At 67.9% G+C, this 20,596-nt stretch carries 24 protein-coding genes; 12 read left to right on the top strand and 12 right to left on the bottom strand.

All coding sequences use genetic code 11. The features are described from left to right. Positions 1–51 precede the first annotated feature (51 nt). Complete coding sequence (gene gcvA, locus PMI12_RS16265) at positions 52–1,035, top strand: transcriptional regulator GcvA (protein ID WP_007834541.1); 984 nt, start codon at positions 52–54, stop codon at positions 1,033–1,035. On the opposite strand, the gene PMI12_RS16270 is transcribed toward gcvA, so the two are convergent. Further along, positions 936–1,376 carry a hypothetical protein gene (locus PMI12_RS16270; protein WP_007834542.1) on the bottom strand — a complete coding sequence of 147 codons (441 nt, stop codon included), beginning with the start codon at positions 1,374–1,376 and terminating at the stop codon, positions 936–938. The genes gcvA and PMI12_RS16270 overlap by 100 nt on opposite strands. A gap of 55 nt (positions 1,377–1,431) precedes the next feature. Further along, the gene (locus PMI12_RS16275) at positions 1,432–2,358 is read right to left on the bottom strand and encodes a LysR family transcriptional regulator (protein ID WP_007834548.1); all 927 of its coding nucleotides are present in this window, start codon (positions 2,356–2,358) and stop codon (positions 1,432–1,434) included. Positions 2,359–2,457: 99 nt separating this feature from the next. Here PMI12_RS16275 and metE point away from each other — a divergent pair, with 99 nt between their 5' ends. Together metE and PMI12_RS16285 are read left to right on the top strand one after the other, a co-directional pair. Next, a complete protein-coding gene (gene metE / locus PMI12_RS16280) occupies positions 2,458–4,800 on the top strand; it encodes a 5-methyltetrahydropteroyltriglutamate--homocysteine S-methyltransferase (protein WP_042673587.1) in 2,343 nt (780 codons plus the stop codon). 90 nt (positions 4,801–4,890) lie between these two features. Continuing rightward, entirely contained in the window at positions 4,891–5,694 is an 804-nt protein-coding gene (locus PMI12_RS16285; protein ID WP_237726102.1) for a hypothetical protein, read from the top strand. Here the strand turns inward: PMI12_RS16285 and PMI12_RS16290 are convergent. After that, the gene (locus PMI12_RS16290; protein ID WP_007834554.1) at positions 5,636–7,132 is read right to left on the bottom strand and encodes a short-chain fatty acyl-CoA regulator family protein; all 1,497 of its coding nucleotides are present in this window, start codon (positions 7,130–7,132) and stop codon (positions 5,636–5,638) included. The genes PMI12_RS16285 and PMI12_RS16290 overlap by 59 nt on opposite strands. A 109-nt stretch (positions 7,133–7,241) precedes the next feature. On the opposite strand from PMI12_RS16290, the gene PMI12_RS16295 reads away from it, so the two are divergent. The 5 genes from PMI12_RS16295 (at position 7,242) to PMI12_RS16315 (ending at position 11,669) form a co-directional block, all read left to right on the top strand. Continuing rightward, positions 7,242–7,646 carry an acyl-CoA thioesterase gene (locus tag PMI12_RS16295; RefSeq protein ID WP_042673565.1) on the top strand — a complete coding sequence of 135 codons (405 nt, stop codon included), beginning with the start codon at positions 7,242–7,244 and terminating at the stop codon, positions 7,644–7,646. Further along, entirely contained in the window at positions 7,643–8,800 is a 1,158-nt protein-coding gene (gene prpC, locus PMI12_RS16300) for a bifunctional 2-methylcitrate synthase/citrate synthase (RefSeq protein WP_007834557.1), read from the top strand. The genes PMI12_RS16295 and prpC overlap by 4 nt, the downstream gene beginning before the upstream one ends. Before the next feature lie 14 nt (positions 8,801–8,814). After that, positions 8,815–10,269, top strand: coding sequence for a bifunctional 2-methylcitrate dehydratase/aconitate hydratase (locus PMI12_RS16305; RefSeq protein ID WP_007834558.1), 1,455 nt, complete (start codon positions 8,815–8,817; stop codon positions 10,267–10,269). A gap of 3 nt (positions 10,270–10,272) precedes the next feature. After that, a complete protein-coding gene (locus PMI12_RS16310) occupies positions 10,273–11,151 on the top strand; it encodes an isocitrate lyase/PEP mutase family protein (RefSeq protein WP_007834559.1) in 879 nt (292 codons plus the stop codon). A 164-nt stretch (positions 11,152–11,315) separates the two neighbouring features. Next, the gene (locus tag PMI12_RS16315; RefSeq protein WP_007834560.1) at positions 11,316–11,669 is read left to right on the top strand and encodes a hypothetical protein; all 354 of its coding nucleotides are present in this window, start codon (positions 11,316–11,318) and stop codon (positions 11,667–11,669) included. An 81-nt stretch (positions 11,670–11,750) separates the two neighbouring features. Here the strand turns inward: PMI12_RS16315 and PMI12_RS16320 are convergent, their stop codons facing one another. Beyond that, a complete protein-coding gene (locus PMI12_RS16320; protein WP_007834562.1) occupies positions 11,751–12,323 on the bottom strand; it encodes a DNA-3-methyladenine glycosylase I in 573 nt (190 codons plus the stop codon). Between the two features lie 60 nt (positions 12,324–12,383). Here PMI12_RS16320 and PMI12_RS16325 point away from each other — a divergent pair, with 60 nt between their 5' ends. Further along, complete coding sequence (locus PMI12_RS16325; protein WP_007834565.1) at positions 12,384–14,117, top strand: dipeptidase; 1,734 nt, start codon at positions 12,384–12,386, stop codon at positions 14,115–14,117. 2 nt (positions 14,118–14,119) lie between these two features. On the opposite strand, the gene PMI12_RS16330 is transcribed toward PMI12_RS16325, so the two are convergent. The 7 genes from PMI12_RS16330 to PMI12_RS29440 form a co-directional block, all read right to left on the bottom strand. Then, positions 14,120–14,437 (bottom strand): chaperone modulator CbpM, encoded by a 318-nt coding sequence (locus PMI12_RS16330; protein ID WP_007834567.1) that lies wholly within the window; start codon positions 14,435–14,437, stop codon positions 14,120–14,122. A gap of 2 nt (positions 14,438–14,439) precedes the next feature. Next, a complete protein-coding gene (locus PMI12_RS16335) occupies positions 14,440–15,402 on the bottom strand; it encodes a DnaJ C-terminal domain-containing protein (protein WP_007834568.1) in 963 nt (320 codons plus the stop codon). A gap of 54 nt (positions 15,403–15,456) precedes the next feature. Further along, a complete protein-coding gene (locus PMI12_RS16340) occupies positions 15,457–16,098 on the bottom strand; it encodes a histidine phosphatase family protein (protein ID WP_007834569.1) in 642 nt (213 codons plus the stop codon). A 15-nt stretch (positions 16,099–16,113) separates the two neighbouring features. Continuing rightward, positions 16,114–16,695, bottom strand: a complete 582-nt coding sequence (locus PMI12_RS16345) for a glutathione S-transferase family protein (RefSeq protein WP_007834570.1) — start codon at positions 16,693–16,695, stop codon at positions 16,114–16,116. A gap of 26 nt (positions 16,696–16,721) precedes the next feature. Continuing rightward, positions 16,722–17,360 (bottom strand): CDP-alcohol phosphatidyltransferase family protein, encoded by a 639-nt coding sequence (locus PMI12_RS16350; protein ID WP_042673566.1) that lies wholly within the window; start codon positions 17,358–17,360, stop codon positions 16,722–16,724. A 107-nt stretch (positions 17,361–17,467) separates the two neighbouring features. After that, positions 17,468–18,016 carry a glutamine amidotransferase gene (locus PMI12_RS16355; protein ID WP_237726103.1) on the bottom strand — a complete coding sequence of 183 codons (549 nt, stop codon included), beginning with the start codon at positions 18,014–18,016 and terminating at the stop codon, positions 17,468–17,470. Further along, complete coding sequence (locus PMI12_RS29440) at positions 18,013–18,207, bottom strand: hypothetical protein (RefSeq protein WP_007834576.1); 195 nt, start codon at positions 18,205–18,207, stop codon at positions 18,013–18,015. Before PMI12_RS29440 ends, PMI12_RS16355 begins: the two co-directional genes overlap by 4 nt. Positions 18,208–18,324: 117 nt before the next feature. Between PMI12_RS29440 and PMI12_RS16360 the strand changes: the two genes are divergently transcribed. The 3 genes from PMI12_RS16360 to PMI12_RS16370 are packed head-to-tail and all read left to right on the top strand — an operon-like array spanning position 18,325 to position 19,526. Next, entirely contained in the window at positions 18,325–18,771 is a 447-nt protein-coding gene (locus PMI12_RS16360; protein ID WP_157632212.1) for a DUF4124 domain-containing protein, read from the top strand. Further along, on the top strand, positions 18,772–19,245 hold the full coding sequence (locus tag PMI12_RS16365; RefSeq protein WP_007834580.1) for a ribonuclease HI family protein: 474 nt from the start codon (positions 18,772–18,774) through the stop codon (positions 19,243–19,245). A 32-nt stretch (positions 19,246–19,277) separates the two neighbouring features. Then, a complete protein-coding gene (locus PMI12_RS16370) occupies positions 19,278–19,526 on the top strand; it encodes a DUF3297 family protein (protein ID WP_007834582.1) in 249 nt (82 codons plus the stop codon). 6 nt (positions 19,527–19,532) lie between these two features. On the opposite strand, the gene PMI12_RS16375 is transcribed toward PMI12_RS16370, so the two are convergent. Then, positions 19,533–20,552 (bottom strand): DUF2272 domain-containing protein, encoded by a 1,020-nt coding sequence (locus tag PMI12_RS16375; RefSeq protein WP_042673569.1) that lies wholly within the window; start codon positions 20,550–20,552, stop codon positions 19,533–19,535. Positions 20,553–20,596: the final 44 nt, after the last annotated feature.

Raw genomic sequence — 20,596 nt, forward strand, 5'->3', positions numbered from 1 at the left:
TCGCTTCGCAAACCAGAATTTCTGACCGGTTCGGATCAGATTGGCTAAACCATGGAGCACCAACTCCCACCGCTCAACGCTCTGCGCGCCTTCGAGGCCGCAGCACGCCATCTCTCGGTGAAGAATGCCGCGGACGAACTGTGCGTGACCCCGGGTGCCGTGAGCCAGCTCGTCAAGACGCTGGAGCTGCACCTCGGCGTGGAGCTGTTTCGCCGCGTCAACCGCGGCATCTTCCTGACCGATGCGGGCCAGGCCTACCTGCCGCCGGTGCGCAATGCCTTCAGGCAGATCAGCGACGCCACGCAAAAGGTGGCCGTGCCTGCGGACACCGGCCTGCTCACCGTGAGCGCCACGCCGTTCTTCGCTGCCGCCTGGCTCGTGCCGCACCTCAAGTCATTCCAGAAGGCGCATCCCGGCATCGACCTGCAGGTGCGGGCCAGCAACACGCTCGCCGATTTCTCGCGCGACGGCATCGATGTGGCCATCCGCCACGGCATGGGCCGGTACCCCGGGCTTGCCAGCCAGCGCGTGCTCACGGTCGAGATGGTTGCCGTCGCCGCGCCCGCGCTGGTCGCCGAGCACGGCAAGCCGAAGAAGCCGGTCGACCTGCTGCAATGGCCGCGCGTGAACGACGCGGAACGCAAGGGCTGGCACACGTGGTTCGAGGCACAGGGCGTTGCTGACACCGGCCCGGCCCGTGGGCCGTCGTTCGACGATGCGGGGCTGCTGGTGGGCGCGGTGCAGGCGGGGCAGGGCGTCGGCCTGCTGCCCGCGGCCCTGGTGGCGAACGACGTCGCAGAAGGCCGGCTGGTGCGGCTCTTCAGGGCCGCATGGCTGGAAGACTTCGCCTATTACCTCGTGTACCCGCAGGCCAGCCACGATCGGCCGAAGGTGGCGGCCTTCCGCGCCTGGATCGGCGAGGCGATGCGCCGCGGTCAGACGGCGGCGAGAAAGTCGCCGGCGTCCCCGCCTTCGCATTTCCAGTCGGCAAAGACACCGACGAGGCTGCAATTGGTGCAGCGGCAGCCGAGGTAGTACCAGCGCACGTCGGTGCTGTCGGCATGGAGTGCTACGCCCGAGAGCAGCTCGAAGGCTTCGGCGCCGCAGACGCACTCGTGGTTCTCGAACTCGGCTTCGTCTGCGTATTCGGCGCTGTCGCCCATCAGGTGAACGTTGCCGCAGGCCGTGCAGGTGCGCCGCGCCGCGCCCGTGTCTTCGTCGGTCTCGAGCTTGAAGACGCGTCGACCGCAGCTGCATGCCGATGCCGCGAACCGCGTGGCCGGGTAGGCGTTGGCCTGGCTGTAGCGCTGCATTTCGGCCTGGATGTCTTCCGGACCATCGCCGTACCAGTAGCGGCCTTTTTTCTTCAGAGCCATCGGGTCTTCCTGTCCTCGAGTGTGGATGCGAAGTCGCGATTCTGCAGTGCCATTCCTACAGCAGCTCGATCCCCGGCAGGCTCTTGAAGCAACTCTCGCGCGTGATGCGCACGAAGTCCGCCAGCCATGGCTGCCCCGACGTGCCCCGCGTGCACGCCATGTAGAGCCGCCCCGTCAGCCCTTTGCTGCCCACGCGGCGAGCCGTGACGTAGCCGCGGTCGAGGTAGTTCTGCACCGCCCACAGCGGCAGCGTCGCCACGCCGCGCCCGCTCGCCACCAGTTGCAGCATCGCCACCGTGAGCTCGGTGGTGCGGCGGTGCGCAGGCTCCACGCCCGCCGGCGCCAGCACCTGCCGCACGATGTCGAGCATGTCGTCGGGCACGGGGTAGGTGATGAGCGTCTGGTTGGCGAAGTGGCGCGCCGTCAGATACGCCTTGGCTGTCAGCGGATGGTCGTTGGCCAGCAGCGCCATGATCTCGAAGCGAAACAGCGCGTGGTAGTCGACGGTTTCGTCGGGGTCTTCCTCGGACACGATCGCCACCTCGGCGCGGTTCTGCAGCACCAGCGCGATCGGGTCGGGGTGGAAGCCCGAGACGATGTCGAGCTCGATCTCGGGCCAGCGCTGGCGGAACGCGTCCATCGCCGGCATCAGCCAGTCGAAGCAGGTGTGGCACTCGACCACGATGCGCAGCTGCCCGCTGCGCCCCAGCGCGAGCCGGGCCACGTCGCGCTCGGCTTCCTCGATGAGCGGCAGGGCGGTGTCGGCCAGCTGCAGCAACCGCAGGCCGGTGGTGCTGAACTGCGGCGGCACCGACTTGCGTTCGAACAGCTGCGCGCCGTAGCGGTCCTCGAGCAGCTTGATCTGGTGCGACAGCGCCGATTGCGTGAGGTTGAGCAGCTGCGCTGCGCGCACCAGGCTGCCGGTGTCGCGCAGCGCGATGAGCGTGCGCAGGTGGCGTATTTCGAGGGTCGACTGCGACATGAAAATTATTCAATCGAATGGGCAAAAGGTTTCGTTTGAATCATATGCCCCAAACGCCGACCATTGCAGGCTCCCAAGATCAGCGATTACTACCTGCAAATGACCACCCGTATCCACACCCTCGGCTTTCCGCGCATGGGCGCCCACCGGGAACTCAAGTTCGCCCTCGAAAAGCACTGGCGCGGCGAGATCGATCGCGCCTCGCTCGAAGCGGTCGGCGAAGAACTGCGCGCGCGCCACTGGCAGGCCCAGCGCGATGCGGGACTCGACTTCGTGACGGTCGGCGACTTTGCATACTACGACCACGTGGCCAACCATATCCAGCTGCTCGGCTGCGAGCCGTCGCGCTTCGGCTTTCATGGCGGCGAACCCGAACTTTCGCGTTACTTCACGATGGCGCGCGGCGTGGAAAGCGAAGCCGGCCACGTACACGACGACAGCTGCAACCACGCCGAAGGCACTTTCGCGCTGGAAATGACCAAGTGGTTCGACACCAACTACCACTACCTCGTGCCCGAGTTCGATGCGGCCACGCAGTTCAAGCTCGTGTCGACGCGCCTGTTCGACGAAGTGGCGCAGGCGCAGCAGGCCGGGCACGCGGTCAAGGCCGTGCTGCTCGGGCCACTGAGCTTCCTGTACCTCGGCAAGGAAAAGGAAGCCGGCTTCGACCGCTTCTCGCTGCTCGACTCGCTGCTGCCCGTCTATGAACAGGTGCTTCGGCGGTTGAAGCAGCAGGGCGTGGAATGGGTGCAGGTCGACGAGCCCATCCTCGGCCTCGACCTGCCCGACGCGTGGCGCAACGCCTTCGAGCGCACCTACTGGCAACTGGCCCGCAGCGCGCCGAAGCTGCTGCTGGCCACGTACTTCTCGCCGCTGTCGGACAACCTGCGCCTGGCCTGCCAGCTGCCGGTGGCGGGCCTGCACGTGGACGCCGTGCGTTCGCCGCAGGAACTGACGGGCGTGGCCGACTGGCTGCCGGCGCACAAGGTGCTGTCTGTCGGCGTGGTCGATGGCCGCAACATCTGGCGTACCGACGTCGATGCCGCGCTGGCCAAGCTCAGGCCAGTGGCGGAGAAGCACAAGGGCGAGCTGTGGATCGCGCCTTCGTGTTCGCTGCTGCACGTGCCTTTCAACCTCGAGGCCGAGACGAAGCTCGACACCGAGCTCAAGTCGTGGCTCGCCTTCGCCATCGAGAAGCTCGACGAGCTGCGCGTGCTGCGCGCGGCCATCGACGGCGATGAAGCCTCGGTCGCGACCGAACTGGTGGCCGCCCGCGCGGCAGTGTCGGCACGCCGCGCCAGTCCGCGGGTGCACCGCGCCGACGTGGCCCTGCGCCTGGCGCGCAGCGTGGCCGGCGACGACAGCCGCGTGTCGGTCTTTGCGCTGCGCCAACTGGTGCAGCGCACGCGCTTCGCCTTGCCGGCGCTGCCGACCACCACCATCGGCTCGTTCCCGCAGACGCCGGACATCCGCGCCGCGCGCGCCGCCTTCAAGCGCGGCGAGCTCGACGCCGCCGGCTACCGCGAGAAGATGCGCGCAGAGATCGCACTCGCCGTGCGCAAGCAGGAGGAACTGGGCATCGACGTGCTGGTGCATGGCGAAGCCGAGCGCAATGACATGGTCGAGTACTTCGGCGAGCAGCTCGACGGCTTCGCCTTCAGCGCCAACGGCTGGGTGCAGTCGTACGGCTCGCGCTGCGTGAAGCCGCCGGTGATCTTCGGCGACGTGGCGCGCCCGGCGGCGATGACAGTGGAGTGGAGCGCCTATGCGCAGAGCCTGACGAAGCTGCCGATGAAGGGCATGCTGACCGGCCCCGTCACCATCCTGCAGTGGTCTTTCGTGCGCGACGACCAGCCGCGCGCCACCACCTGCGAGCAGATTGCCTGGGCGATCCGCGACGAGGTGGTCGACCTCGAAGGCGCGGGCATCGGCATCATCCAGATCGACGAACCCGCGATTCGCGAAGGACTGCCGCTGCGCCGCGCCGGCCGGCCCGCGTACCTGAAGTCGGCCACGCGCGCCTTCCGCATCAGCGCTTCAGGCGTGCGCGACGAGACGCAGATCCACACGCACATGTGCTATTCGGAGTTCAACGACATCCTGCCGGAGATCGCGGCAATGGACGCCGACGTGATCACCATCGAGACCAGCCGGTCCGACATGGAACTCTTGCGAGGTTTCGGCGGCGAGAACGATGCGGGTGGCTTCCGCTACCCGAACGAGATCGGCCCGGGCGTGTATGACATCCACTCGCCGCGCGTGCCCTCGGTCGACGAGATCGTGCGCCTGATGCGCAAGGCCGCGGGCGTGGTGCCGCACGAGAACCTCTGGATCAACCCCGACTGCGGCCTCAAGACCCGCGGCTGGCCCGAGACCGAGGCGGCGCTGTCGAACATGGTGGCCGCAGCGAAGCTGCTGCGAAAGGAACTGGTTCCCGCTTGAGGTGAGGAGGGGCAATGCGGGCGCGCCAATAATGGTGGCATGCTTTGCCCAGACCGTCTCTTCCCGTTCCGTTTCTCCCTGTTGCTCCTGTTGCTCCTGGCCCCCGTGATGGGCTGGGCGCAGAACCGCGCGGAAGCGCTGCTGCAGTTCGAAGGCGTGCAGGCGCGCTATGAAGCGTCCTATGCGCCCGGTGCCGTCGCGCGTGGTGCGAGGGAACTGCTGGAGCCCGATGACCAGGCCATTGCCGACAAGGCACTCAAGGCGCTGGACACCGCCGCCGGCCGTGCGTTCAACACCAGGGCCTCCGTGGCCGCGATCCAGCAGGAAGTAGCGTTGGCCGGCAACGGCGGTGCCGCTCCCGGCCCGCAGGTGCTGGCCGCCGTGGCGCATCTCGTGAAACTGCGCACCGACTACGCCGCCATGACCGAGGCCGGCAAGGCCGAGTTCTTCAGCCGCGAGCGCGCCAAGCCCGCCGATGCGGCCCGCACCGAACTGCTCGAACGCATGGCCGTGGCAGAGGTGCGCGAGATCGACTTCTCGAGCCAGTTGCTGATGAGCGCGGTGGTCAAGCAGCTCGCGCGCGGCAATGGCGGCCAGCTCAGCTCGCTGCCGGACCGCACCCTGGACATGGCACTCGACACGCTGTGGTCGCGCGGCGTAACGTCGACGCGCCCACGAAACCTGATGATCGTGGCGCGCGAATTCGAGAAGCAGGTGACGCAGGCACAGCTCGCCGCGCTGCCCGATGCGGACGTGGCCGCATTGCTGGCCTGGCGCAACGACCCCCAGGCTGCAGCCGAGCGCGAGGCCCTGGTGGGCACCTACCGCGCAGAGGTCAAGGGGAGCGGCGCGGTCGCGCTCCGGACGCTGGTGCGCGCCTGGCCGCGCTCCTGATCGCGCCTGCCGCCGGTGCTGCCGCATAGGGCATGAACCGGCTCTGGTTCTCGTCCACGGCCAGCGGCCGGCCCACGAACGGAAACGCGCGCTGCGGGCAGGTCTCGCGTTCGCACACCTTGCAGCCCGCGCCGATGGGCGTGGGCACGTCGGGGTCGCGCAGGTCCATACCCTTCGAATAGACCAGCTGCGTGGCATGGCTGATGTCGCAGCCCAGCCCGATCGAGAAGGTCTTGTTGGGCGAACCGTAGCCGCGGTAGCCGTGCGACACCGTGCGCGCGATCCAGAGGTAGGCGCGCCCGTCGGGCATGCGCGCGAGCTGCGTGAGTACGCGCCCGGGCTGCGCGAAGGCCTCGTACACGTTCCACAGCGGGCAGGTGCCGCCCGTCTTCGAGAAGTGGAAATGCGTGGCCGACTGCCGCTTCGAGATGTTGCCCGCGCGGTCGACGCGGATGAGGAAGAAGGGCACGCCACGCGCATCGGGCCGCTGCAGCGAGCTCAGGCGGTGGCAGATGGTCTCGAAGCCCACGCCGAAGCGGCGCGCCAGCTGGTCGATGTCGTAGCGCAGCAGCTCGGCGGTTTCGAGGAACTCGCTGTAGGGCAGCAGAAGCGCCGCGGCGAAGTAGTTGGCCAGGCCGATGCGCGCGAGCGAACGGGCCGTGTCGCTGGACAGCGGCGCGGTCGCCACCAGCTCTTCGAGCATGTCGCCGAGCTCGAAAAACGCAAGCTGCGTGGCGAGCTGGAATGCATGCTGCCCGGGCTCCAGGTGGGGTGAGAGCCGCAGCACGCGCGAGGCCGGGTCGTAGCGCCGCAGCGCACCTGCTTCGCCATCTTCGGCGGGCACCACCTGCACGCCATGCGCTTCGAGCAGCCGGCGCGCGAGGCGGTCGCCGGGGTTGCCTTCGCGCAGGCGCCATTGCGCGGCGAAGGCCTCGGCCGCGTCGTCGAGCGGTGCGATGTGGTTCTGGTGCGCGAAGAAGAAGTCGCGCACTTCCTCGAAGGGCATGGGCCGCGCCTGAGGCAAGCGTGCGAGATCGCCACGGCCGTCACCCAGTTCGCCCGCCAACGCTTCGAGCCGTTCCATCGCATCGCGGTGCCGCTGATGCAGGGCCACCAGCGCGCGGCCCACGGCCGGCATCTGCGTGGCCACCTCGCGCAGCTCGGCCAGCGCGACCGCGTCGCCGCCCGGGTTGTCGGCCAGCGCCTCGCGCAGGCTGGCGATGAGCCGCGCTTCCTCGTCTTCCGAGAAGGCCTGGATGTCGACGCCCAGCGTGGCATGCAGGCGCAGCAGCACCGGCACCGTGAGCGGCCGCTGGTTCTGCTCGATCTGGTTCAGGTAGCTGGGCGACAGGCCCAGCTGCTGTGCGAGCGCGAGCTGGCTCAGGCCGCGCTCCTCGCGCAGGCTTCGCAGCCGCACGCCCATGAAGGTCTTCTTCATCGTCTGTGTCCGTTGTTCGCAAGATTCGCAAATCTGACCGCGTTTCCTTCGCAATCATTCGCCAATTCAGGTCTTCATTATGGGCACGATCTTGCGTAAATTGCGAATCATGCAAGGCACTCGCGGCTCGGTCCGTCTCATCGAGGTGGTGTTCCCGGAACACACCAACCACTACGGCACGCTGTTTGGCGGCCAGGCGCTGCAGCTGATGTCGAAGGCTGCCTTCCTGGGCGGCCGGAGCTTCGTGCGCGGCGACGTGGTGATGGCGCGCTGCCGCGAGGTGATGTTCCATGCGCCGGTGCGCCTGGGCAGCACGCTGGTGCTCGAAACGCACGTCTCGCGCGCCGGCCGCAGCTCGCTCACCGTGCGTGTGCGCGGCTGCGTGCAGGACGTGGCTACCGAGGCGCTTGCATGCGTGCTCGAAGGCGAGTTCGAGATGGTGGCGGTCGACGCCGCCGGACGCCCGAGGCGCATGGCGCGCCTCGCCGAAGCAATTTCCGAGGAGATCGTATGACCACAGACACCGCAAGCCCCACCGGCTTCAAGCCAAAGAAATCCGTCGCGCTCTCGGGCGTGCCCGCGGGCAACACCGCGCTGTGCACCGTGGGGCGCACGGGCAACGACCTGCACTACCGCGGCTACGACATCCTCGACATTGCCGACGTCTGCGAGTTCGAGGAAATCGCGCACCTGCTGGTGCACGGCAAGCTGCCCAGCAGCGCCGAGCTGCGCGCCTACAAGGGCCGGCTGAAGGCGATGCGCGGCCTGCCCGCGAGCGTGAAGGAAGCGCTGGAGCGCCTGCCCGCCAGCGCGCATCCGATGGACGTGATGCGTACCGGCGTCTCTGCGCTCGGCTGCGTGCTGCCCGAGAAAGACGACCACTCGCTGCCCGGCGCGCGCGACATCGCCGACCGGCTGATGGCATCGCTCGGTTCGATGCTGCTGTACTGGTATCACTGGTCGACGCAGGGGCGGCGCATCGAGGTGGAGACCGACGACGACTCCATCGGTGCGCATTTCCTGCACCTGCTGCACGGCCGCGCACCCTCGGCGAGCTGGGAGCGCGCGATGCACACCTCGCTCAACCTCTATGCGGAGCACGAGTTCAACGCCTCGACCTTCACCGCGCGCGTGGTGGCGGGCACGGGCTCCGACGTGTACTCGGCCATCACCGGCGCCATCGGCGCGCTGCGCGGGCCCAAACATGGCGGCGCCAACGAGGTCGCCTTCGAGATCCAGAAGCGCTACGACACTCCCGATGAGGCCGAGGCCGACATCCGTCGCCGCGTCGAGGCGAAGGAAGTGATCATCGGCTTCGGCCACCCGGTCTACACCGTGTCGGACCCGCGCAACGTGGTCATCAAGTGCGTGGCGAAGCAGCTGTCGGAGGAGGCCGGTTCCACCCGCATGTACGACATTGCCGAGCGGCTCGAAAAGGTGATGTGGGACGCGAAGAAGATGTTCCCCAACCTCGACTGGTTCAGCGCCGTGAGTTATCACATGCTGGGCGTGCCGACCGCAATGTTCACGCCGCTGTTCGTCATTGCGCGCACCAGCGGCTGGGCCGCGCACATCATCGAGCAGCGGCAGGACAACAAGATCATCCGCCCGAGCGCCAACTACACCGGTCCCGAAGACCAGACCTTCGTTCCCATCGCCAACCGCTGAAAGCCTCTTTCTCCATGTCCGCACACATCAGCAACATCCGCCCCGAACCCGACCAGGTGCTGGTCGACATCGTCGACTACGTGCTTGCCCACCAGCAGATCACGAGCGCGCTGGCGTACGAAACCGCGCGCCACTGCCTGATCGACACGCTCGGCTGCGGCCTCGAGGCGCTCGAGTACCCGGCCTGCACCAAGCTGCTCGGCCCGATCGTGCCGGGCACGGTGGTGCCGAACGGCGCGAAGGTGCCGGGCACGCCGTACCAGCTCGATCCGGTGCAGGCCGCCTTCAACATCGGCACGATGATCCGCTGGCTCGACTTCAACGACACCTGGCTTGCGGCGGAGTGGGGCCACCCGAGCGACAACCTCGGCGGCATCCTCGCCACGGCCGACTGGCTCAGCCGCAACGCCGTGGCTGCCGGGCGCAAGCCGCTGACCATGCGCGACGTGCTCACCGGCATGATCCAGGCGCACGAGATCCAGGGCTGCCTCGCGCTGGAGAACTCGTTCAACAAGGTCGGGCTTGATCACGTGGTGCTGGTCAAGGTGGCATCGACGGCCGTGGTGGCGCGCCTGCTGGGGCTGACGCGCGACGAGATCGTCAACGCCGTGTCGCTCGCATGGGTCGATGGCCAGAGCCTGCGCACGTACCGCCATGCGCCCAATACCGGCAGCCGCAAGAGCTGGGCGGCGGGCGACGCGACCAGCCGCGCGGTGCGCCTCGCGCTGATCGCGAAGACGGGCGAGATGGGCTACCCGGGCGTGCTCAGCGCCAAGACCTGGGGCTTCTACGACGTGCTTTTCAAGGGGCAACCCTTCAAGTTTCAACGCCCGTACGGCAGCTACGTGATGGAGAACGTGCTCTTCAAGATCAGCTTCCCGGCCGAGTTCCACAGCCAGACGGCGGTGGAGGCTGGCATGGCGCTGCATGCGCAGTTGCACAAGATCGGCAAGACCGTGGACGACATCGAGCGGGTGACCATCCGCACGCACGAGGCCTGCATCCGCATCATCGACAAGCAGGGCCCGCTGAACAACCCGGCCGACCGCGACCACTGCATCCAGTACATGGTGGCGGTGCCGATGATCTTCGGCCGCCTCACTGCCGGCGACTACGAGGACAGCGTGGCAAATGACCCGCGCATCGACGCGCTGCGCGACAGGATCGTGTGCGTGGAAGACCCCCGCTTCACCGCCGACTACCACGACCCCGAAAAGCGCAGCATCGCGAACGCGCTGACGGTGGCGTTCAAGGACGGCACGAGCCTTGCCGAAGTGGTGGTCGAGTACCCCATCGGCCACAAGCGCCGCCGCAGCGACGGCATTCCGCTGCTCGAAGCCAAGTTCCGCACCAACCTTGCGCGCCGCTTCGCGCAGAAGCAGCAGCAGGCCATCCTCGATGTGTCGCTCGATGCGAAGAAGCTCGAGGCGATGCCGGTGCACGAGTACGTCGACCTGTACGCGGCCTGAACCATGCGGGCGAACAATGAATCCCCGAAGAAGGTATTGCGCCGCCTGGCCGAGGCGCGCCGCGGCGTGCTGGTGCCGGGTGCGTTCAATGCGATGTCGGCCCGCGTGATCGAAGACCTCGGCTTCGAGGCGATCTACGTCACCGGCGCGGGCGTCACCAACATGCACCTCGGCCTGCCCGACCAGGCCTTCATGGGCCTGCACGAGATCGCCGAGCACACGGCGCGCATCCGCGACGCGGTGAGCCTGCCGCTGCTGGTCGATGCCGACACCGGCTTCGGCAATGCGCTCAACGTGCGGCACACGGTGCGTGTGCTCGAGCGGGCAGGGGCCGACTGCATCCAGCTCGAAGACCAGGTGAGCCCCAAGCGCTGCGGCCATTTCGCGGGCAAGGCTGTGATCGAGACAGGCGAGATGCTCGGCAAGATCAAGGCCGCGGTCGATGCGCGGCAGGACGGCGATCTGCTCGTCATGGCCCGCACCGATGCGGCGGCAGTGCATGGCTTCGAGGCCGCCATCGAGCGCGCGCAGAAGTTCGGCGAAGCCGGCGCCGACATCCTCTTCGTCGAGGCCGTGACGCTGGCCGAAGAAGTGCGCACCATGCCGCAGCGCCTCGGCAAGCCGCAGCTCATGAACATGGTGATCGGCGGCAGGACGCCGACCTTCGGCGCGCAGGAACTGGGCGCGCTGGGCTATGGCTTCGTGCTCTACGCCAATGCCGCGTTGCAGGGCGCGGTGGCTGGCATGCAACGTGCGTTGACCGTTCTGCGCGATACCCGGCGGCTGGATGAAGACCCGGCACTGGTAGCACCTTTTGCTGAAAGGCAGCGCCTGGTCGGCAAGCCATTGCTTGATGAGCTAGAGAAAAAGTACGCGAATTAGCCGCGTTTTTGACGGCGGAGAGGGCGGTTGAGTTAGCTTCGTCAGAAAGTTCCTCGTCATTGTTTCGATTTCATGAACACTGCGATTCGGTTGTATAGGGGTTTGCCCTAGTAATCGTGATGCACACTTGAGGCACCCAAAGGCCCAATGAATAAGGAATTGAAATGAAGACCTCGAACATCCTCGCCGCCGCCGCCCTGTCCCTGCTCGCCGCCGCTGGCGCTCACGCAGAAAGCTACGAAGGCGTGCAGCCCCTGACTTCCGGCTACAGCCGCGCCGACGTGGCGCCCCAGGCAGTTGCCGCCGCCCGCGCCGGCAATGCATATGGCGACAACGACGGCGCTGCTTCGACCGCAACGCCCGCGCTGACCGCTTCGGCCGACCGCGCCGCCGTCCGCAATGAAGCTGTTGCCGCTGCACACGCACCGGGCCAGAACCTGCGCCCCGAAACCTTCGCCGGCAGCGTGATCCCCGCGCAAGCGAAGGGCCTGGCCTTAACGCGCCAAGCCGGCCTGTAAATTGTCGCGGCGCAAGCCGCTTCACTTAGCAGCCAGACAAAACCGGACCATGCGAAAGCGTGGCCCGGTTTTTTTATTGCGTCATTTCAGCTTGGCCGCGTGCCGGTGGCAGTCGTGCGCATGGTCGTCGACGATGCCCGTGGCCTGCATCCACGCGTAGACGATGACGGGGCCGACGAATTTGAAGCCGCGCTTCTTGAGCGCAGCCGAAATGTCTTCCGACAGCGGCGTCTTCACCGGCACGCTGCCCGTGCGGTTGACGATGGGCTTGCCACCAGCCATGCCCCAGATGAATTCCGAGAAGTCTTCGCCCGCCGCCTGCATCGCAAGGTAGGCGCGCGCATTGCCGATGGTGGCTTCGATCTTCGAGCGCGAGCGCACGATGCCGGCGTCCTGCATGAGCCGTTCGACATCGGCCTCGGTGAATTTGATGATCTTCTCCGGCACGAAGCCCTTGAAGGCCTTGCGGAACGCATCGCGCTTGCGCAGGATGGTGAGCCACGAGAGACCGGCCTGGAAGCCGTCGAGCATCAGCTTTTCCCACAGCGCACGGCTGTCGCGCTCGGGAACGCCCCATTCGGCGTCGTGGTAGGCGGCCAGCAGCGGGTTGGTCTGGGCCCATGCGCAGCGGATCTTGGCGTTGCTGTTGTTCATCGTTCGGTATTTCGCTCGGCTATCGTCGGGAATGTTTTTCAGAATGAGGAGGTCACCCTGATGCAGCATTTTCGATTTTCATTGTCGGCCCTGTCGATGGTCGTGCTCGGCCTTGGTGCGAGCGTGCACGCCGAAGCACTCAGGAAGCCCCAGCTCGATCAGCTCGCCGCCGCATGGCAAGCCGGCAAGGCCCCGGCCGATTTCAATGCCTTCCTCGCGCAGGCAGCCAGGAGCAACCCCGCGCTGCAAGCCAGCGTGGCCGCCTATCGCGCGAAGAAACCGCTGGCCGGGGACGACCTCGTCAACATCGCGCGCCTGCTCGGCTTGTACAACCGCCTGCAGAACCAGCAGGCCGTGATCGCGAGCATCGGCACCATGGTGGCGATTCCGACGGTACGCAACGTGCAGGTTCCGCCCCACGAGAGCGCACCGATCATCGAGTTCGGCAAGCTGGTCGAGAAGATGGCGGGCGACTTCGGCCTTGCCTACCGCAATGTCGACAACCGCATCTTCGAAGTCAGCCTCAAGGGCAAGGGTACGGAAGAATTCGGCATCCTCACGCATGCCGATGTGGTGCCTGCGGTGCTGTCCGAATGGGTGCTCGACGACGGCACGCGGCTCGACCCGTTCAAGATGACCCGCGTGGGCGACTTCCTCTATGGCCGCGGCACCATCGACGACAAGGGCTCCATCGCCGCCGTGCTCTACGCGATGAAGGCCGTGAAGGACAGCGGCCTGCCCATCGAGCGAAGCATCCGCCTGATGATCGAGACCACCGAGGAAACCGGTGGCGACGCCATGCAGTACTACCGCGCGAAGACGCAGCTGCCGGCCTACAACATCGTGCTCGACAGCAAGTACCCGGCCGTGGTGGCGGAGAAGGGCTCGGGCGCGCTGAAGGTGCTGTTCCCGGCGGAAACGGCCGATGGCGCATCGACGGCGATCACGGCCATGGCCGGCGCCGCATCGGCCAACGCGATCTCGCAGACGGCAACCGCCACGCTCAAAGGCGGCGACCTTGCAGGCGTGCTCGCAAAGCTCGAAGCAGCAAAGCCGGCCTTCCGACAGAAGTACGAAGCGCAGGGCGGCAAGTTCGCCATCGACATCGCACGCGGCGCCGACAGCATCGAACTCAAGGTGACAGGCGTCTCGGCCCACGGCTCGCGCCCGGAGGAAGGCGTCAACCCGCTGCCGCGCCTTGCACTGTTCCTGGAGGAGTCCGGCGTGCCGCTGGTGGCCAACCAGTACCTGAAGGCCGCGAAGTACATCGACGCGCTCTACGGCACCGGCTACCTCGGCGAGAAGATGGGCCTGGGCTACGCCGACGATTTCATGGGGCCGCTGACCTTGTCGCCGAACCTCGTGCGCATGGGCAACGATGGCAGGCTGGAGGTCACGGTCAACGTGCGCATGCCGCGCGGCCGCACGCCCGACGAACTGAAGGCGCAGGTCACCTCGAAGGTCAACGCCTGGGCGAGCGCGAACAACGTGAAGCTCGATGTGGTCTACGACCAGGGCAACTGGATGGCGCGCGACCCCAAGGGCGCATGGCTGTCGACGCTGCTCGACATCTACGGCGACACCACCGGCCTTGAAGCCAAGCCCGTGCCCACGGCCGGCAGCACCACTGCGAAGCTGATGCCCAACGCCATCAACTTCGGTCCCGCCATGCCGGGCAAGAAGTACACGGCGCACAACGCCAAGGAATACAAGGAAGTGCCCGACCTCGACGCCGACATGCAGATGTTCACCGAGATGCTGGTGCGCATCGGCAACCTGCAGCAGATGCAGTAGCGTCAGCGCAGGCCGTGTGCCTGCAGCACGGCCTTGAGCCGCCGCACTTCGTGCTCCAGGTCGAGGATCAGCGCGGCGGCATCGAGCCCCACGCCGAAGTCGCGCTCCAGCCGGCGCACTTCGAGCGCGTGCTGCAGGTCTGTGCTGGAAAATTGCCAGCGCTCGGGCTGGGTCTCGGCCGTTTCGATCTGCAGGATGCCGACCTCGACCAGTTGCACGACCCAGGCGGTGTCGGCGCCGACGGCGTGCGCCAGTTCGCTCGCCGCGAGCGGCTGCGAGGCGCTGATGGCGGTGGCGGTCGTAAGGGTGAAGTTCACCATGCTCAGACTCCCAGATGCTGGCGTGGGTGGAACGATGCCGTGGCTTGCGCCAGCTGCTCGTAGGCCTTGCGCGCATCGTCGCTGTCGGCGGGCGGCAGGGCGATGTCGAGCAGCAGGTACAGGTCGCCGGGCGTCTTGCCCGCGAGGCCCCGGCCCTTGAGTCGCAGCTTCAGGCCGTTGCGCGCATTGCGCGGCACGGTCACCTCGACCACGCCGCCGGTCGGCGTCGGCACCTGCACCTGCGTGCCCAGTGCCGCCTCGGTGGGCGTGACGGGCAGCGTCATGTACAGGTCGCGCTCTTCCACGCGGTACAGCTTGTGCGGCGCAATGCGCACTTCGAGATACAGGTCGCCCGGCGGCTCGCCGCCGTGGCCGGGCATGCCTTGCCCCGCGAGGCGGATGAACTGGCCCGGGTGCACCCCCGGCGGGATCTTCACGCTGAGCGTGCGGTTCTGCCACTGCGGGTGGCCCTGCGCGTCGACGGTCTGGGCGCGCAGCGTGATCTCGCGCTCGGCGCCGTTGAGCGCGTCTTCGAGTGCAATCTCGATGGCCGCATGGTGGTCTTCGCCGCGCGCCTTGTAGTTCCGCCGCGCCGCGTCGCGCCGCTCGGCCTCGCCGAACAGCGACGAGAAAAACTCGCTGAAGTCCGCGTGGTCGGCCGGGCCCTGGCGCGGGCCGCGGTGGAACTCGAAGCCCTGGTCCCAGCCCGGCGGCGGCTGGAAGCCGCCCTCGGGGTGGCCGCCGCGTGCGACACGGTCGGCCAGCGCGTCGTAGGCCGCGCGCTTTTCCTTGTCGCCCAGCACGTCCTTGGCCTCGTTGATGTCGCGCATGCGCTGCTCGGCGTCGGACTCCTTGCTGACGTCGGGGTGGTACTTGCGGGCGAGCTTGCGGTAGGCCTTGCGCACTTCGTCGTCGGACGCGGTGCGGTCGACGCCCAGTGCGCTGTAGTAGTCCTTGAATTCCATGGTGTGTGGCAGTTCGTTGTGTGGACGGCATCAGGGCCCGGGGCGCCGGGTTGGTTAAGCCAGGGCTGCGTTTCCGTCGGTTTGCCGCAGCAGCGGCGTTATGCCCCATGTGGGGCCTCTACGCTCGAAACGCAATGGCTGTGCGTTGCCGAGCAGGCCGAGGTCGATAGGTACACCCAGCAGTGCAGCCAGCGCATAGAGCGTGCCGCCGTGCGCCACCACCAGCACCGGGGCGGGCAGCTGCAGTGCCTCGTCGAGGGCGGCGCGCGTGCGTGCGACGAACTGCGTGAGCGTCTCGCCGCCCTCGGGCTCGCAGGCCCAGTCGATGTTGGCGGACGAGGTGCCGATCAGCGCGCCGAAGTTGCGCTCGCGCAGCGCGGCCTGCGCGGCCGGCACCAGTTTCAGCGCCGTGCCAACGGAGTGGGCGGTGTCGTTCGCGCGCCGCGCATCGCTGCACACGACGGTGCGGATGGGCTCGCCCGCCAGCAGCCCGGCAGCGCGCGCGGCCTGCTGCAGGCCGAGCTCGCTCAGGGGTTCGTCCACCGCCTGGAAGATGCGTTGCGCATTGCGCCCGGTCTGGCCATGGCGCAGGAAGTAGAAGTGATCGCAGGCGGGCGACAGCGGTTGCGTCTCGGCGATGTGGACGAGCTGATCGAGGCCGCCGGTGCCGATGTGAACGGAGGTGGTCTGTGACATGGCGTGTTGTCGTTTTCAGCCGAACTTCATGCCTTTGGGGCGGCCCTGCAGCCGGTTGACGTAGGCGTCGAGCTTGGGCCGGTTCAGGATGCCGCCGAACGCGCGGTGCCAGATGAGCATCGAGCCGATCATCACGTCGGCCGCGGTGAACTGCGCGCCGAACAGGTAGGGGCCATCGCCCAGTTCGCGCTCGACCGCGTCCTTGGCCGCCTCGAAGTCCGTCCAGCCGCGCGCTCTGTTGTTGCTGCGGATCTTCAGCAGGCTGTCGCCCATCGCGGGCTCCAGCTGCGAGGTCGAGTAGACCATCAGCGACAGGTAGCGGCCGCGCTCCGGCGAACCGATGAAAGGCGCGAGCCGCTTGCCGGGAAACTTCTCGGCGACGTACATGCAGATGGCCGCGTTCTCGAAGACGCGCGTGCGCCCGTCGACCAGCGCCGGTAGCTTGCCTGCCGGGTTGATCTTCAGGAACTCGGGTGTCTTGTGGGCCTTGTTCTTGATGAGCGTGGTCACGATCTCGTAGTCGACGCCGGCTTCGTCAAGCATCCATTTGGCAACCTGCGAGCGGCTCTGAGGGTCGAAATACAGCTTCATCGTCATCGGTGGGTCTCCTTCGTGTTGAACGGTCAGAACTTGGGGATGCGCAGCGTCTTGCTGATCATGAGCGTGCCCGACAAGGCGAACAGCAGCACCAGCGGATGCAGCTGCCACGGGCCGACGGCCCAGGCGGCGCCCCACAGGGCGTCGCCGATGCGGCCCTGCCAGGCCGCGTACGCCAGCACGCCCACCAGCACCACGCTGGTCGGGATGGGCGTGCCCTCGAAGTACTTCACCTTGTCGGCGCCGGCCGACAGGGCTTCGGCCGTGACGTTGTAGCGCGCGAGCCGGCTCACGCCGCAGCCCACGAAATAGATCAGGATCACGCAGTCCCAGCCGCCGTTCAGCCCGGCCGCGAAGCCGAGCGCGGCGGGCGCCACGCCGAACGAGATCACATCGGCGAGCGAGTCGAGCTCGCGCCCGAGGGCCGATTGGGTCTGGCGCCAGCGCGCGATGCGGCCGTCGAGCACGTCGAAGACGAAGGCGGCCGGAGCGAGCGCTGCAGCCCACAGGAACTGCGCGAGCGAATGGCTCGCCATGAAGGCCATCGCCAGGAACACCGCGCCCACTCCGCAGGCCGCATTGCCGAGCGTGAACGCATCGGCGAGGTGGAACCCTCGGATCATCGAAAAATGCTTGCGGGCTGGCGCGGTGGAAGGAGTGGTCATGAAAGAAGGGTTGGCAAACGGCGAATGGACCGCACCTTAACCGAAGCGCGCGGCGCTTCCTGTAGTCGCGGTCCGACGGACAGGCAGTGCTTTCGGGCCGCCGAAGCTCAGCTGCCGTGGTGCGCTTCGACAATCCGCGCGAAGCGCCCGAGCAGCCCGGCCGCCGTGTCGGTAGGGCCTACGCGCTCGCGCAGCGCGGCCGGATCGACGCCGGCGGAAGCCAGGTCGTCGGCCAGCAGGTCGATGTAGCCGCGCATGGCCTCGGCGTCGAACTCGGGGTGGAACTGCACGCCCCAGGCGTGCTTGCCGATGCGGAAGGCGTGCACCGGCTCGTGGTCGTTGCCGGCCAGCCGTACCGCGCCTTCGGGCAGGCGAAGCGCGCTCTGCCAGTGCACCACGTGCGCCGGAAACTGCGCGGGCAGGCCGCGCAACAGCGGATCGGTGGCGGCCGCCTCTTCGAGGGTGACCGTGACGGTACCGACCTCCACGCCCGCCGGATGATTGCCTGCTTCGCCGCCGAGCGCATGCGCGAGCAGCTGGTGGCCGTAGCAGATGCCGAGCACGGGCGTGTCGTGCGCCACCAGCTGCGCGAGCCACGCAGCGGTGGTTTCGCTCCAGGGCTCGCGGTGCGACACCATTGCGTGCGAGCCGGTCACCACCACACCCGACACCTGGGCCGGTCGGGCAGAGCGTCGCCGCGTCGCGGGTCGACCACCAGCAGGGGCAGCGTGCGCGTGCCGAGCCCGTCGGCGATCCAGTGCTCGAAGTCGCCGTGCTGTGCGCGCAGGGCCTCGAAGGTGTCCCCGAGCTTGACGATGACGAGTGGATGCGGGCGGTGGTTGTCCATGCTGCGATCATGCCGCAGGTGCGCGCCGGGGCTGCAACGGCTACAGTGGATAACCCGGGCGATTCCCGGGTGTTGGCCCGCCCGCAACCTCCGCTGAAAACCCATCCGATGCGCACCTTGGCTGTCTCTCTCGCGATCTTCGCTGCGGCGCTGGGGGCCCGCGCGGAGGTGGTGCGCTGCATCGACGCCGCCGGGGCCATTTCGTACACCAACGTGGCTTGCCCGCCGGGCAGCAAGGTGTCGCGCGAGGTGCCGATCCTCGAATCCCCGCCCGGCGAGGCGCGCCGGCCGGAGTACACGCCGGCGCCGAGCGCCGCGCCGCCGCCCAGCCAGGTGGCCGGCAATCCGCCGGCGGGGCCGGCCATCATTCCGCGCTACCCCGTCGATACGCAGCCGCCTGGGGTCTCCTCCGATCCTCCCGGCGTCGTCATCCTGAGCCCCGACCCGTACTACGACGGCGTGCGCCCCATCCGCCGGCCGCCGCCGCATGTGCGCGACCCCGGGCCGCCGCCGGGCCAGCGGCCCTGCCAGAACCTTGCGGGCATCAAGCGCAACAACTGCTGAATGAGCGCAGGGGAATCCAGCGGGCCCGACAGCCTTCTTCCGTGGACCGTCTATTGCGACGGCAGCGCCATGCCCAACCCGGGCCGCATGGGCATCGGCGCCGTCCTCACCGCGCCGGACGGAGCGCGCCACACGCTGTCGCAGGCCACGCACACCACCGGCTGCAACAACGAGGCCGAACTGCTCGCACTGACGCTGGCCCTGCAGGAGCTGCGCGCACGCGGCGCGACGGCGGTGCGGGCCTACAGCGACAACAGCATCCTCGTCGAGCAGCTGGCCGCGTCCGAAGCGAAGCCGATCGTGCGCATGGCCGCGTTGTTCGACGATGCCCGCGCCTTGCTCGCAAGCTTCGACGACGCGCGAGTTCAGTGGATCCCGCGCCACCGCAATGGCGAGGCCGACGCACTGGCCCGTGCCGCCCTGGGCTTCGCGCCAAAGCCCCCGGCGCGGCACGCGAAGAAGAAGCGGCGCTAGGGCAGGGCGCGGAGCCCCTATCATCACGCGCCATGACAGAAGCCACTCCCCGCCCACCCCTTCCCGATCACCTCTCCATCGATCCGCGCAGCCCGCATCACGTGGCCGCCGCCTTCGAACACGACATCGGCATCCGTTTCAACGGCAAGGACCGCCTCGACGTCGAGGAATACTGCATCAGCGAAGGCTGGGTCAAGGTGCCCGCCGGCAAGACCCTCGACCGCAAGGGCAAGCCCCTGCTGCTCAAGCTGAAGGGCAAGGTCGAGGCGTTCTACAAGTAAGCCGGTTCAGCGCCACTGCAGCAGCAGCGACCAGGGCTGGCGGCTCATGTGGCGATCGATGCAGCCCGGCGTGCCCGGCGTGCATCCCTCGGACTGGTAGCTCGGGTCCAGCCACCGAGTGCCCGGCGCAAAGTCGAGCCGGCGCCGCGTGACCGACTGCAGCACGTTGCCGCCCACCGTGTCGAAGCCCGTGGCATCCACGGCCACCACCACGTCGCAGTGCATGGGCAGCGACTCGCCGCCGGTGTCGCGCGTGGCCAGCACTCCACCGATCTTGTCGAAGGTGTCGAGTTCGGCGCCCGCGCCGCGCGCCTGGCAGACGATGTCGCCGATGCGCGGCGGCGTGTGCCTCAGGTCGCAGGCTCGCAGGGCGTAGCGCGTGGGCCGGCCCGCGGCCTCGTCGATGCCGGCTTGCCAGGCGGCGCCCGCATAGTCGACATGCGCTTCGGAGAAAACGAACTCGTCGTCCGCCAGACCGGCCTGCCGCGCCAGCCAGCTGATGAAGGCCGCGGACCAGGGCGTGTCGATCACCGCGACGCGGGCGAGGGCGACCTGCACCGCGCGCAGCTCTCCAGAATCAAGCCCCTCGTCGGGGCCTACGTCCATGCCCTGAAGCCGCCCGGCCGTCGCCTCGTTCAACGCCTGCATCAGCAGGTGCCGGTCGGCGGGGCGCAGGGCGCCGAAGCGCACGAGCGACGGCAGCCGCGGGTCGACCGCCTGCCAATAGCCGAGCACCCGCTGCCATGGCGCCAGGCCCGGCAGGGTGGGGCGCGTGTCTTCGGCCTCGGAGCTGCCGGCTTCGGTCATGCGGCCTTCGGCGTCCATGGCCTGGCCACCGAAGGCTTCGTGCTCCTGCAGCGCGAAGGTGGCCATGGCGAGCGCGCGCGATGGCGAAGGGGCTTGCGTAGCGGTGTCGAGGCAGCCTTGCGCGGCCGACGCGGGACTTGCGAAGGCCAGCCACAGGGCGCAGGCGAGCACGGCCAACGAGCGGCGAGGCGTGCGAGGAATCGTGACGGGTGGCGGCATGTGCCGGGAGCATAGCTGCGGGCAGGATGCTCTGGATCCGGAGG

Source organism: Variovorax sp. CF313, from assembly GCF_000282635.1.
Taxonomy (GTDB): domain Bacteria; phylum Pseudomonadota; class Gammaproteobacteria; order Burkholderiales; family Burkholderiaceae_C; genus Variovorax.